General features: G+C 63.2%; 11 protein-coding genes and 1 pseudogene. 3 read left to right on the top strand and 9 right to left on the bottom strand.

The genetic code is table 11. The features are described from left to right. Positions 1-16: 16 nt before the first annotated feature. From ACVWYP_RS32070 to ACVWYP_RS32060, 3 genes are all read right to left on the bottom strand, one after another. Entirely contained in the window at positions 17-1,231 is a 1,215-nt protein-coding gene (locus tag ACVWYP_RS32070; RefSeq protein ID WP_016848511.1) for an NADP-dependent isocitrate dehydrogenase, read from the bottom strand. Between the two features lie 126 nt (positions 1,232-1,357). Beyond that, the gene (locus ACVWYP_RS32065) at positions 1,358-2,380 is read right to left on the bottom strand and encodes a hypothetical protein (protein WP_456684260.1); all 1,023 of its coding nucleotides are present in this window, start codon (positions 2,378-2,380) and stop codon (positions 1,358-1,360) included. Positions 2,381-2,393: 13 nt separating this feature from the next. After that, positions 2,394-3,086, bottom strand: a complete 693-nt coding sequence (locus ACVWYP_RS32060) for an alpha/beta hydrolase family protein (RefSeq protein WP_456684259.1) — start codon at positions 3,084-3,086, stop codon at positions 2,394-2,396. 314 nt (positions 3,087-3,400) lie between these two features. On the opposite strand from ACVWYP_RS32060, the gene ACVWYP_RS32055 reads away from it, so the two are divergent. Next, complete coding sequence (locus ACVWYP_RS32055; protein WP_304496081.1) at positions 3,401-4,600, top strand: TrmJ/YjtD family RNA methyltransferase; 1,200 nt, start codon at positions 3,401-3,403, stop codon at positions 4,598-4,600. Positions 4,601-4,969: 369 nt separating this feature from the next. Here the strand turns inward: ACVWYP_RS32055 and ACVWYP_RS32050 are convergent, their stop codons facing one another. The 6 genes and pseudogenes from ACVWYP_RS32050 to ACVWYP_RS32025 all read right to left on the bottom strand — a co-directional run bounded on the left by ACVWYP_RS32050 (position 4,970) and on the right by ACVWYP_RS32025 (position 10,742). Then, a complete protein-coding gene (locus ACVWYP_RS32050) occupies positions 4,970-5,815 on the bottom strand; it encodes a class I SAM-dependent methyltransferase (RefSeq protein ID WP_456684258.1) in 846 nt (281 codons plus the stop codon). A 163-nt stretch (positions 5,816-5,978) separates the two neighbouring features. Beyond that, positions 5,979-6,218 (bottom strand): hypothetical protein, encoded by a 240-nt coding sequence (locus ACVWYP_RS32045; protein WP_155258411.1) that lies wholly within the window; start codon positions 6,216-6,218, stop codon positions 5,979-5,981. 179 nt (positions 6,219-6,397) lie between these two features. Beyond that, positions 6,398-7,090, bottom strand: a complete 693-nt coding sequence (locus ACVWYP_RS32040) for a glutathione S-transferase C-terminal domain-containing protein (protein WP_304496079.1) — start codon at positions 7,088-7,090, stop codon at positions 6,398-6,400. Between the two features lie 116 nt (positions 7,091-7,206). Next, positions 7,207-8,652: a PAS domain-containing protein gene (locus tag ACVWYP_RS32035; RefSeq protein ID WP_196238139.1), complete on the bottom strand. Its 1,446-nt coding sequence runs from the start codon at positions 8,650-8,652 to the stop codon at positions 7,207-7,209. Between the two features lie 279 nt (positions 8,653-8,931). Then, positions 8,932-10,046: pseudogene (locus ACVWYP_RS32030) on the bottom strand (ABC transporter substrate-binding protein). A 234-nt stretch (positions 10,047-10,280) separates the two neighbouring features. Next, complete coding sequence (locus ACVWYP_RS32025) at positions 10,281-10,742, bottom strand: PACE efflux transporter (RefSeq protein ID WP_051447777.1); 462 nt, start codon at positions 10,740-10,742, stop codon at positions 10,281-10,283. A gap of 86 nt (positions 10,743-10,828) precedes the next feature. Here ACVWYP_RS32025 and ACVWYP_RS32020 point away from each other — a divergent pair, with 86 nt between their 5' ends. Further along, positions 10,829-11,719, top strand: a complete 891-nt coding sequence (locus tag ACVWYP_RS32020) for a LysR family transcriptional regulator (protein WP_304496077.1) — start codon at positions 10,829-10,831, stop codon at positions 11,717-11,719. Between the two features lie 101 nt (positions 11,720-11,820). Continuing rightward, entirely contained in the window at positions 11,821-12,540 is a 720-nt protein-coding gene (locus ACVWYP_RS32015; RefSeq protein WP_304496076.1) for an SDR family oxidoreductase, read from the top strand. Positions 12,541-12,556: the final 16 nt, after the last annotated feature.

The following is a 12,556-nucleotide window of genomic DNA, read 5'->3' as shown; positions in this document are numbered from 1 at the left end:
TCCCAGGATGACGGCCTCAGGCCGCGATCGCCTTCACGAGGTTGTCGGACACCTTGTCGAGGAATCCGGTGGTCGAGAGCCAGCGCTGGTCGGCGCCGACCAGGAGCGCGAGATCCTTGGTCATGTAGCCCTCCTCGACGGTCGCGACGCAGACCTTCTCCAGGGTGGTGGCGAACTTCGCCAACGCTTCGTTGTTGTCGAGCTTGGCGCGATGGGCGAGGCCACGGGTCCAGGCGAAGATCGACGCGATCGAGTTGGTCGAGGTCTCCTTGCCCTTCTGGTGCTCGCGGTAGTGGCGGGTCACGGTGCCGTGGGCGGCCTCGGCTTCCACGGTCTTGCCGTCCGGGGTGAGCAGCACCGAGGTCATCAGGCCGAGCGAGCCGTAGCCCTGGGCCACGGTGTCGGACTGCACGTCGCCGTCATAGTTCTTGCAGGCCCAGACATAGCCGCCGGACCATTTCAGCGCCGAGGCCACCATGTCGTCGATCAGGCGGTGCTCGTAGGTCAGGCCCTTGGCGTCGAATTCCTTCTTGAACTCGCGGTCGAAGACGTCCTGGAAGATGTCCTTGAAGCGGCCGTCATAGACCTTCAGAATCGTGTTCTTGGTCGACAGATAGACCGGGTAGTTGCGCATCAGGCCGTAGTTGAACGAGGCGCGGGCGAAATCGGTGATGGAGTCGTCGAGATTGTACATCTCCATCGCGACGCCGGCGCCGGGCGCCTTGAACACTTCCTTCTCGATCACGGTGCCGTCCTCGCCGACGAACTTCAGCGACAGCGTGCCCTTGCCGGGGAACTTGATGTCGGTGGCGCGGTACTGGTCGCCGTAGGCATGGCGGCCGATGATGATCGGCTTGGTCCAGCCGGGAACCAGGCGCGGCACGTTCTTGCAGATGATCGGCTCGCGGAAGATGCAGCCGCCGAGGATGTTGCGGATGGTGCCGTTCGGCGACTTCCACATCTGCTTCAGGCCGAATTCCTTCACCCGGGCCTCGTCGGGGGTGATGGTGGCGCATTTGACGCCGACGCCGACCTTCTTGATGGCTTCGGCGGCGTCGATGGTCACCTGGTCGTTGGTCTCATCGCGGTATTCCATGCCCAGATCGAAATAGAGCAGTTCGACATCCAGGAACGGGTTGATCAGCTTGTCCTTGATGTACTGCCAGATGATCCGGGTCATCTCGTCGCCATCGAGCTCGACGACGGGGTTGGATACCTTGATTTTTGCCATGATGGGGAGGCCCTCTTGGGAACGGCGCGCTTTTGACGGCGGGGATGGAAAAGACGCCTGCGCTATAGCACCGCCCGGGGGCGGGCGGAAGCGGAGGGGTTATGCACTTTCAGCCCATCTTTTCACCTAAAATGGGACCTGAGTGGCCGTCCCCGCGACGATGTACCAGGTCACGAACAGGCCCGCGATCAGGGCCCCCGGCAGGCTCGATCCGGTCCGCCGCCAGGTGAAGGTCGCGATCACGGCGACGATCGCGAGCAGCGGCACGAACTGGATCGCGACGATGGTCGAGAGCGGCACGAAACCGGGGTCCGGGACCGGGTTGAACAGCTTCCCCGTCAGCCACAGCGTGCCGTATTGCAGCACCAGCAACACGATGAAACCGAACGTCAGCGCCAGGATGTTGGTCAGGTACAGCGCCCCGCGCGGCGCATCCATGGTCGAGAAATTCCGGTGCAGCACGTGCAGCGCCACGACGAAAAACGCCGTGAACGGAATCAGATAGATCAGGAAGATGAGGAATTGCTTCGCGCTCATCAACTTGAGCGCGACGATCCAGAAGCGGAAGTCGATCTTGAAGGCGAGGTCGGCGAGCCACAGCGCGGCATAGCCGACCGCGACCGAAGCCAGCGCGATCACGACGGATTGACCGACGAGGCCGGTCCGGCTGGCGCGCCTCGGAGCGAACCGCATCAGGGCGAGCGTGATCAGCCCGTTGATGATGGCCCAGACCAGGATCTGGTTGGTGATGCCCTGCGGCAGGAACGCGCTAGGGGTGACGAAGGTGCCGCCCAGCGCAAAGGCCGGGTAATAGGTCAGCGCCGGGATGAAGGCGGACAGGATGAACGCCGTGGTCCAGCGCCGGCCGCTCGCGGCCTGATGCGGCGGCATCGTGCCGTCGGCAACCGCCGGCAGCCGCAGGCGGGAGAACATCCTGGCTTCCAGCAGCCCGTCGAACGTCCCGATGACCAAGGCAATGAAACCGATGAGGGCGACCAGCGTGCCGATCTCCTTGCGGAACCAGATCTGGTCGTCGACCGGACGCGGCGTGCCGCCCTTCAATGTCTTGGCGAACCAGTCGAGGCTGTAGCCGATCGCCTCATGCGAGATGTGCTCGGCCGGATGGGTCATCGCCGGGGTGTACAGCACCCGCGCGGTGCCGCTAGCCGGATCGCCATAGACCTTGCCCGGCTCGACCGCGCCTTGCGTGCCGAACAGCGCCCCAGAGCTTTGGGCTCTTGGTGACGTCGCGCGCGAGCTGGACGCCCCACATCAGGTCGGGGAATTCCTCGTACTGCGCGAACACCAGCGCGGTGTTGCGCGGCCCGTTCGCCGTGCCCTCGGCGGCGAATGGCTTGCCGGTGGACGAGCCCTCCAGCACCATCGACTTGTAGTCGTTGGGCATCGCTGCCGCGGCCGCCAGAACCGTCCAGCCGCCCATCGAATGGCCCTCGAGCCCGATATTCTCCTTGTCGACGAATTGGAGGCTGCGGAGATAGGCAAGGCCGTCAGGTCCGCCAAAACCGTTGGCGAAGGAGGGCGGGTCGCTATAGCCGTGGCCGGTCTGGTCGAGCGCGAGCACCACGTAGCCGCGGCGGGCGAACTCGATGGCGAAGCCGTCCTGGGTCTCGCGCGAATTGATATAGCCGTGGACGGCGAGGATGCCGGGCGCCGGAATCTGCGGCGTGGCATTCGGTGGGATGTAGAGCAGGGCGCTCATGGTATTGCCCTTGGCGCCCTTGAAGCGCACATCCTCGATCCGGATGCCGCCGGCGGTCTGCGTGACGTGGGCGAGCAGACCCCCCGCCACGATCAAGATCAGGCCCAAAATCGCCAGCGTCCATCTGCCCCGCATCGTCGTCCCCCCAAGGTGCCTCGCCGTTCAACCGGCGTCTCAAGCGTGCCTTTACAGCTTCGCTTTGGTTGTGGTTGATAGCCTATCCGAAGGCCAAGTGCGCGCGAGCGGCAGCCTTCGCTTCGTGCGATTGGGACTCCGATTGAGGATTCGCAAACGCCGCTAACCCTGTTATCTCCTTGGAGAAAATGGTCCCGCGCAAAACCGGTGCAAAGCTGGTCGATGCGGTCTTGGGCCCCTGCTTGAGATTTTGAATCAGCCGCTTTGGATGCTGATTCAAAATCTTCAGACGTTGAATCAGAAAGTGAAGTGAGATGTCCGGCACCGACAAGACCAAGGCAGGGCACGACCTTGCCGGTCCCGTCGTCATCCTGGTCGAGCCGCAGCTTGGTGAGAACATCGGCATGGCCGCGCGCGCGATGGGAAACTTCGCGCTGTCGAGGATGCGCATCGTCAACCCGCGCGACGGCTGGCCGAACATTGCCGCCCAGCGTGCCGCCGCCGGCGCCGACCACATCATCGGTTCCGTCGAGCTGTTCGACACGGTCGAGCAGGCGATCGCCGATCTCACGCTGGTGTTTGCGACCACCGCCCGGGCCCACGACCAGGCCAAGCCGGTGGTCGGGCCGGAAGGCGCGGCGGGTGAGATCGTCGGCCACGTCGCATCCGGCGGCGGCGCCGGCATCCTGTTCGGGCGCGAGCGCGCCGGCCTGACCAATGAGGAGGTCGCGCTCGCCAACCGCATCATCACCTTCCCGGTGAATCCAGGCTTTGCTTCGCTCAATCTGGCGCAGGCGGTGCTGTTGATGGGCTACGAGTGGTTCAAGCTCTCGACCGCGGGGGCGCTGCCGTTCGCGATGCCCGAGCGGTCCGAGCCGGCCTCCCAGCACCAGATGCAGGCGTTCTTCGACAACCTCGTCGCCGAGCTCGACAAGGTCGAGTTCCTGCGGCCGGCGGAGAAGCGCGACACCATGCTGGTGAACCTGCGCAACATCTTCACCCGGATGGATCCGACCAAGCAGGACATGCACACGCTGCACGGCGTGGTGATGGCGATCGCCGAGGGCCGCAAAGGCCCCGCCAAGGGCGGGGTGCTCGACGGGGCCCAGGCGACGCGCTTGCGGGCGCTGCTCGCCGAGCAGGGGCAGGGTGGCGCGACCGCCGACAGCAGCAGCACCGTGCGCGGGCTCGCCCGGCTGCTCCGCCGCAATCCGACCGACGCCGAACGGATCCTGTGGCAGGCGCTGACGCGGGACCGCCGCTTCGCCGGCCAGTTCAAGCGCCAGACCCCGGTCGGCCGCCACATCCCCGACTTCGTCTCCTTCGTGCACCGGCTCGCGATCGAACTGGTCAACCCGAACGAGAGCGAGGCCATCGGAGCCGACCGCGCCAAGCGCAGAGCCTGGCTCGAGGCGCGCGACTATCGGGTGGTCGACATGCACGTGGCCGAAGTCGAGCGCGATCTCGACGGCGAGCTCGCGCGGCTGGAGGCGGGGCTGCAGCAGGCGCGGTAGCTTACGCAATTGCTCTGTCCGCGGAGCAAGAACGGGATTCGAGTAAGCGACTCTTTACACACGTCGTCCTGGCGAAAGCCAGGACCCATAACCACCGCATTGGATTGTGAAAGGGATCGTGGCCACAGCGTCGCGCAACAATTGAGATTTGGGGTAATGGGTCCCTGCTTTCGCAGGGACGACACTGTGTTTGTTGCGCGGCCGGTGAGTCACACATACGCGTTCTCGCGACGCGCTTCGCCCGAGCTTTGCTCGTCGTTTCGCCGCTCTGACTACAGAGGGCGAAGGGAAAGCCGAGTGCCGACCGCAGGCGGGGTGCGGCGCGGATGGCGTGGTATCTGCCGTCACAATCCCGAAGGCAGCATCTCGCTAGGCTCGTGCCGACACCAGCCACAGACCCACATGCAGGTCGCGCCCATCCGCTCCGAGGCTTGCGGCGAGCGCGTTGCGTACCGCTTCCATGGCGCGATGACGTTGATCGTCCGTGGCATTCTCGAGCAGCGCAGGCAGCGGGCCGGCCTGCGTGATGAAGGCCATGCTTTGCGCGATGTCGCCGCTATGGATCGGCACGTCGGCGGCCTTGAGCGCAATCTCGTGAAATCCCGCCTCGGTCAGGATGCCGCGAACGCGCTCCTCGCGCGCGAACGAAAACATCCCAGGCGCCGATGGATCGAGCGGCGGCTGTGGCGGCACGTGCGGCCGGGCCGCCTCGATCGGTACGCGAAACCACGGCGACTCCGGCATGGTGCGAAAACAGACGAACACCAGCCGCCCGCCCGCCCTCATGCCGCTGCGGATGTTGGTGAAGGCCTTGACCGGGTCATCGAAGAACATCAGGCCAAAACGAGAATACACCAAGTCCGCCCAGCGCGGTTCGAAGCCGTAGATCGTCGCGTCGGCCAGCGCACAAGTGACGTTGCCAAGCCCCGCCTCGGCGACACGATGCCTGGCCAGATCCAGCATCGGAACCGAGATATCGACACCCAACGCAGTACCTGACGGACCAACAACCCTGGCGAACGCCAACAGTGTGTCACCGGTGCCGCATCCGATATCGATCACATGATCACCCGGTTTTGCCGCCGCAGCACCCAGGCTGACGCTGGTGACCGACGTGAAGACATCGCTGATCACGGCTTGCTGCGAGACCCATGAGTGCCCCATGGTGCTGTTCCAAAACTCTGCTCCTCGGGGGTTTGCGGTAGGCGTCTGCATTTGATCAATCTCCTGGTGCTGAAAATCCGACGGAGTGTCGCCTGAAACAAACTGCAAAAAATTCCAAATGGAATGCGAACTGCAGCCGACGCGCTTCCCATGTCGGCTTCAGGCCATCAGGACGTCTTCGCACGATCCGCATCTGATCGATGCTGGACGGCGCTCAGGTGGTGGAGTCATTGCCGCCGCTGCCCTTCGGCCTGGACATCGGAGGGATGCAGCTGCCGAAGCGTGGATCGAGCGGATCGTAGCGCGACCTCATTCTCGCGACGATGTAGAGCGCCGCCAGTGCGAAGGAGCCGAGCAACAGCAGGCCCCATGCAGGTGGCGGACCTGCAATCAAAAGCACTGCTGCTCCAACGAGGACTAATGCGAAAATGCCCGAAGACAGTTTTGAAGCCATGATCGGCTCCGCAGTTAGCGCAAGGACGGGATACTACCCTGAAATCGATCTAGTTGTGAGAGGCTGGCTGCGACACGCCAGCGCAGATATATCCACCTGCGCCGTGAACGGAGCAACGGCCAGTTCGCTCCCGGCCGCGAAGGTCACTGTTGCGAGTTAGACGTTGAGTTGGCCCCGGCTCACTTGCTCACTGCCGCGTGGATGGCGCGGCAATGTTGTACCAGTACGTCATGCGAGACCACGAAGTCCTTCAACGGCGTCTTGATGTCGTAGAAGTAGATGTTGGCCACGAAGCCATAGATGCCGGCATCGACGGTCGTCGGTTTGTCGCCATGCACATAGCCACGGCTCGGGATCAGGCTCGCCAGTGCGGCGAGATCGGCGAGCCCGCGGGCCATCGCGGCATCAGGCTCGAAGCGGCCGATGCCCTGGTAGTAGTAGCGCCGGGCGTTGAACTCCTTGGCCTTCATCAAGCCGTCGTCGGTGAGGCCCGGATGCTCGCCCTTGAGCGCATCGCGGAACTGGGGCCAGTAGCGCTCATCCTGCCAGCGCGAATAGGACATCACCCAGTAGAGATCGTCGAGCGTCCGCGTGACGAGGAGATTGGTCGTGCGCTGCGCCGGCGTCAGCGCGGCATCCAGCGTCACGCCATATTTTCCGGTGACATAGGCGAGGATGGTCTCGCTGTCGCCGACGGTGTCACGGCCGTCGACGATATAAGGAAGTTGCTGGCGCGGCGCCTTCGACGCATCGAAGATGTGCTCGTGCCGGAACGGCACGCCGGCGAGCTTCAGAAAAGCGAATACCTTCAGACCATAGCCATTATTGTCGGCGACGCCGAACAACGGAGGATAGGAATAGAGCGTGAGCATGGCGGCTCGTCACGTTCAAGGGCGCTGCAGGCTATCTCAGATACGCCAGCTAGGCGAGCCCCGCGACTTCCATCAAGGTCCACAAGGAGGAGAAATCTTGTCGTCCCTTTCTGTCCTCAAACCCCAAGGCGATCCAAAGGAGCCTTGATCCTTATCTTGAGGCCGTTCTGCCGCCAGTCGTATTCGATCTTGCCCCCGAGCTGACCGGCAATACTGCGCTCCGTGAGTACGCTGCCAAAGCCGGCGGCTTGCGGCGGCGCGGCAATCATGGGCCCGCCGGTCTCATCCCACTCAAAATGCAAGTCGCCACCTTGCGTCTCCCATTTGATACGGATCGCCCCGCTCGGCTCCGAGAGTGCCCCGTATTTGGCTGCATTCGTCGCGATTTCGTGCAGCGCAAGGGCGAAGCTCGTTACGGCCATCACGCCTACAGGCACATCGGGGCCGCCGATCATGATGCGGTCGCGCGAGCCGTCGTCATAGGGTTGCATGACGGTTCGCACGACCTCGTCCACCGTCGTCCGTTCGCTATGCGCCTCCGTACCCATGATCCCCGGACGTATAAGGTCCTTGGCCCGCATGAGGGCATCCAGCCGCCCGCGAAGCGAATGTGCCATTTCTTGCGGCGTTCGAGCTGATCGAGCACTAAGGCTAATGATGCCGTGGAAGATCGCGAACAGGTTTTTCACCCGGTGGTTCGCCTCTCGCGCAAGCAACCGTTGATGCTCTTGCGCTTCCTTCTGAGTGGTGATGTCCACCACGACACCGACGAAGTTGGTAAGCTCGCCGTTCGCGTCTCTCAGGCATTCGCCGCGCGCCTCGACCCAGCGGATGGTTCCGTCTTTGTGGAGCAGCCGGTATTCCTGGATGTACTTTTCTCCGGTGGCGACCGCGAGACTCACGGCCGCAGTAGTCCGCTCCACGTCCTCCGGATGGATGCCCGCGACATATTCCGACAAAGGTGCGCCTTTCTCGCCCTTGGCGGGATCGACTGAGAACATTTGTGCGAAATACGCATCCGAATAGAACGTGTCCGTCGGCACATGCCAGTCGAACGTGCCTATCATGCCGGCGGCACTTAGCGCTTGGGTGAGCCGTTTCTCCGCTCTGGCCAGTTCGCGCTGTGCCACAACCCGTTCAGTTGTCTCGTTCACGATGCAGAGGACGCCGCCTATGTCGCCCGCCTCGTTCCGAACCGGGGAATAGGAGATGTCGAAATAGACGTTCTCCGGATAGCCGTGCCGCTCGATGTAGAATGGACGATCCTTGGCGAATACGGTCTCACCAGTGTCGAGGACGCGCCTTAGCAGAGGTTCAAGATCGTCCCAAAGCTCCGCCCAGTTCTCTCGCGCGGGCCGCCCAAGTGCCCTTGGATGCTTCTCACCGATGGTCGGTGCGTAGGCGTCGTTGTAGAGGGCCACGAAGTCCGCGCCCCAGAACAGCACGATTTGTGCGTTGGCAGGCAGCATGAGGCTGACCGCGCTCTTGAGATGTGCAGGCCATCCGTCAATGGGTCCCAAACTGGTCGTGGACCAATCGAGCGCGCGAATGAGCGCACTCAATTCGCTCCCGCTCGGCAGGAAGTCAGTTTGACATTTGCCGCTGGGACTCGTCTCGCGAGTGGTGCTCATTGCATTGAAGCAAACAGGACTTTGCGACCGGAGACAAGAGCCGCGTTCTCCTGCCACTCCCTTAGTCAACTGAGCCAGTTGAGCCAAATGAGCTAACAATGGTTATTCGGGCAATATCCGGTTCGGGTCATGAGCCGCCGATGACGCCCAAGCCGGGCGGCTTCCGCTTTGCCATCGGAAGCCGACGCCAGCGGTGCACGCTTCGGACGGTCAGGCCTTCGAGATCCCGCCGTCGATCACCGGTCCCATCGGCTCGTAGCGCTCGCCGCTGAAGCGCACCAGTTGCAACTGCTCGAGCGGATAATAGTCTGATGGCGAGGTGTTGATCCGGATGCCGGGCAGCAGCATGTCGGATTCGAAATCCTTCAGGTTGGCCGCCTGCTTGATGATGCTTTCGGACGAGACGTCGTCGCCGCACTGCTTGAGCACCTGAACCAGGATCTGGCTGGTGAGATAGCCGGTGACGGCGTAGATGTCGTTCTTGGCCGCCGCCGGATCGTATTTGTCGAGGAAGGCGCGCCATTTCTGGATGGCGGGATCGTTGTCCCAGGCGGCGTCGACGGGATCCTTCAGATAAGCGCTCGAAATGATGCCCTTGGAGACGTCGAAGCCCGCAGCCTTCAGCGTCGAGCCGGCGGAGGAGGCGTTGTTGCCGATGTAGTGCGCCGGCTGCCAGCCGAGCTCGGCGATCTTCTTGATGCCTTGGGCGGCGAATTTCGGCGTGGTCATGCTCATGAGCACGTTGGCGCCGGCGGATTTGCAGCGGACCACCTGGCTGTCGATGGTCGGATCGGCGGTCTCATAGGACAGCTCCGCCACGATTGCGGACGTCCTGGCGCCAAGTCCGTCCTTGAAACCCTTCAACACGTCGCGGCCGAAATCATCGTTCTGGTAGACGATGCCGATCTTGGGGTCGTTCTGTGTCGACAGCACATGCTGCGCGAAGGCGCGGCCCTCGATCTGGTCGGCGCACCGAGCGGCGCAAACAGCACGTCGATCTCGTCGCCTTCGACCAGCTTGCGCGCCTGTTCCACTGTCTTGGCCGGGCTGTAGGCGTCGTCATAGGTGATGTACTTGATCATGCGGCCGTTGATGCCGCCTTGCTCGTTGATCATCTTGAAATAGCCGCCGGGCGTGCGGCCGATCGACGAATAGACCGCAGCCGGTCCCGAATAGGCGTCGATGTTGCCGATCACGATTTCGGTCTTGCCCTCCGCCTTGCCCTTGGCAATGGCGGGCGTGCCGAGCAGCAGCGTGGCCGACGTGGCAGCAGTGCCCTTGATGAGATCACGGCGTGTGAGCCGGGATGAACGGTTCCTTGGCATTGTCGTCCTCCGTTTCTTGTTGTTGGCCGTTTTGGCATTGTTGGCCGGTTGGCAGCCTCTGACGGGCATGTCGGCTTGAAGCATTCCATAGTGCTTCAGCCGGATCAAACCAGTCTATGAGTGAGGCGCGGCAGAACTTGTGTGCAGTCGCTATCGCCGGAAATATTCGCGCGGTGTCAGGGTCCGGAGCGGCGCGGCAGATCACATGATCCGCCGCGCCGACGCCGAGATCGATCAGGCCGCCAGAGCCCGGTTCGCCGCGCGATCGTGCGCGTCGAGCTCGCGCACCGGAAACACGCGATCGTAGGCGATGTTAAAGGCGAACGCGTAGACCAGATAGAACGCGACGATGGAGATATCCATCATCAGCGCCGCCCACAGCGAGACGCCGAGATACCAGGCGACGAACGGGATCAGCAGCACGATCAGGCCGGCCTCGAACAGCATCGCGTGCGCGACGCGGATCGGCATCGTCTTGGCGATACGGCCGGTGACGCGGACCAGCGCGTGGTCGAAGCCGAGATTGAACAGCAAGTTCCAGACCGTCGCTACCGTGGCCGAGACGATTCCGATGACGCCCATATGGGCGACCGGCTGATTGAACAGCCAGGCGGCCGCCGGCGTGAAGATGGCGATACCGATCAGTTCGAACAGGACTGCGTGCCTGACCCGGTCGGAGAAGGAACGCATAGACATTTTGAAACCCTTTCTTGTCGTTGCGACCGGGTTTCTATCTGATATTGTGCCATAACAAAGTTAGGTATTATCTGGAAAAGAGATAGATGTCCGTTTCCATGGACCAGCTCGAATCCTTCGTGGCGGCGGCCGAGCAGGGCTCGTTCTCCAGCGCGGCGCGGCTTTTGAAGAAGGCGCAATCAGCGGTCAGCACGCATGTCGCCAATCTGGAGGCCGATCTCGGCATCGCGCTGTTCGACCGCGCCGGCCGCAATCCGGTGCTGACCGAGGCAGGGGCGCGGCTGTTGCCGGAAGCAAAACTGATCCTCGATCGCCGCGAGCACCTGATCGGTGTCGCCAGCAGTTTCGAGGCCCATGTCGAGAAGCGCCTGGTGGTGGCGATTGACGAGCTCTATCCGGAGAGCGCGGTAGGCGAGCTGTTCGCGGAATTCGCCGGGCGTTTTCCCCATGTCGAACTGGAACTGCTGTTTCCGATCATGGAGGACGTCAGCCGTCTCGTGCTCGACGGCAAGGCCGATGTCGGCGTGATGTGGCGGCAGGAGCACCTGCCGCCAGAACTCGGCTTCAAGACCATCGGCTGGGTGCCGCTGCAGCTGGCTTGCGGCAAGAACCATCCGCTGGCGCATGGCCGGGTGGATTGGGAGGAGCTGAAGCGGCATCGCCAGATCATGGTCACGGTGCGCAACGAAGGCACCGAGCGGCATCGATTGCGTGTCGCAGCCGAGGTGTGGTGGGTCGAGAGCCATTGGGTGATCCTGCAGATCCTCAAGCAGGGCGTCGGCTGGGCGCTGATTCCGGCGCACATCATGGCGAGCTCGCAGGTTGCCGATGAGCTCGCCATTCCCGAACTGGAATTCGACGAGGGCGCACATCCCGTCGCGCTTGAAGTGGTCTGGCACAAGCAGCGGCCGGCTGGGCCGGCGGCAAAATGGCTGCGCCGCCGTTTCGCTACGCGGCCGCCCATGCTGCGCATGTGACGGGATCAGACAAACGTGGAGTTGCTCATCGCATGGTGAGCTGACATCGCGACCATGATGTGTTGCGATAGGTGCTGCACGGACCTGACAGGGTGGAGACGATGGCGAAGCAATTGGAAGGTAAGGTCGCGGCCGTGACCGGAGCGGCGTCGGGCATCGGACTGGCCAGCAGCGAGGCGATGCTGGCGGCCGGCGCGCGCGTGGTGATGATCGACCGCGACGCCGCCGCGCTGCAGGCGCTCGCCGCCAGGCATGGCGATGCCGTGATCCCGCTGGTCATCGACCTGCTCGACCCGAAGGCCTGCGCCACGCTGCTGCCGCGGGTGCTCGAGAAGACCGGCCAGCTCGACATCCTGCATGCCAATGCCGGCATCTATGTCGGCGGCGACCTCGTCGATGCGGATACGAGTGCGATCGACCGGATGTTGAACCTCAACGTCAACGTCGTGATGAAGAACGTGCACGATGTGCTGCCGCACATGATCGGGCGCGGCACCGGCGACATCATCGTGACGAGCTCGCTCGCCGCGCATTTCCCGACGCCATGGGAGCCGGTCTATGCCTCGTCGAAATGGGCGATCAACTGCTTCGTCCAGACGGTGCGGCGCCAGGTGTTCAAGCACGGCATCCGCGTCGGCTCGATCTCGCCGGGGCCCGTGATCAGCGCGCTGCTCGCCGACTGGCCGGCGGAGAAGCTGCAAGAGGCCAAGGCAGCGGGCAGCCTGCTGGAGGCCAGCGAAGTCGCCGAGGTCGTGATGTTCAGCCCGCGCGGCATGACCATCCGCGACGTCGTGATGCTGCCGACGAATTTCGATCTGTAGGCGCATTTCTGCCGGA

The sequence above is a fragment of the Bradyrhizobium sp. USDA 3262 genome (genome assembly GCF_054060035.1).
This window is presented reverse-complemented; position numbering and strand designations above follow the sequence as displayed.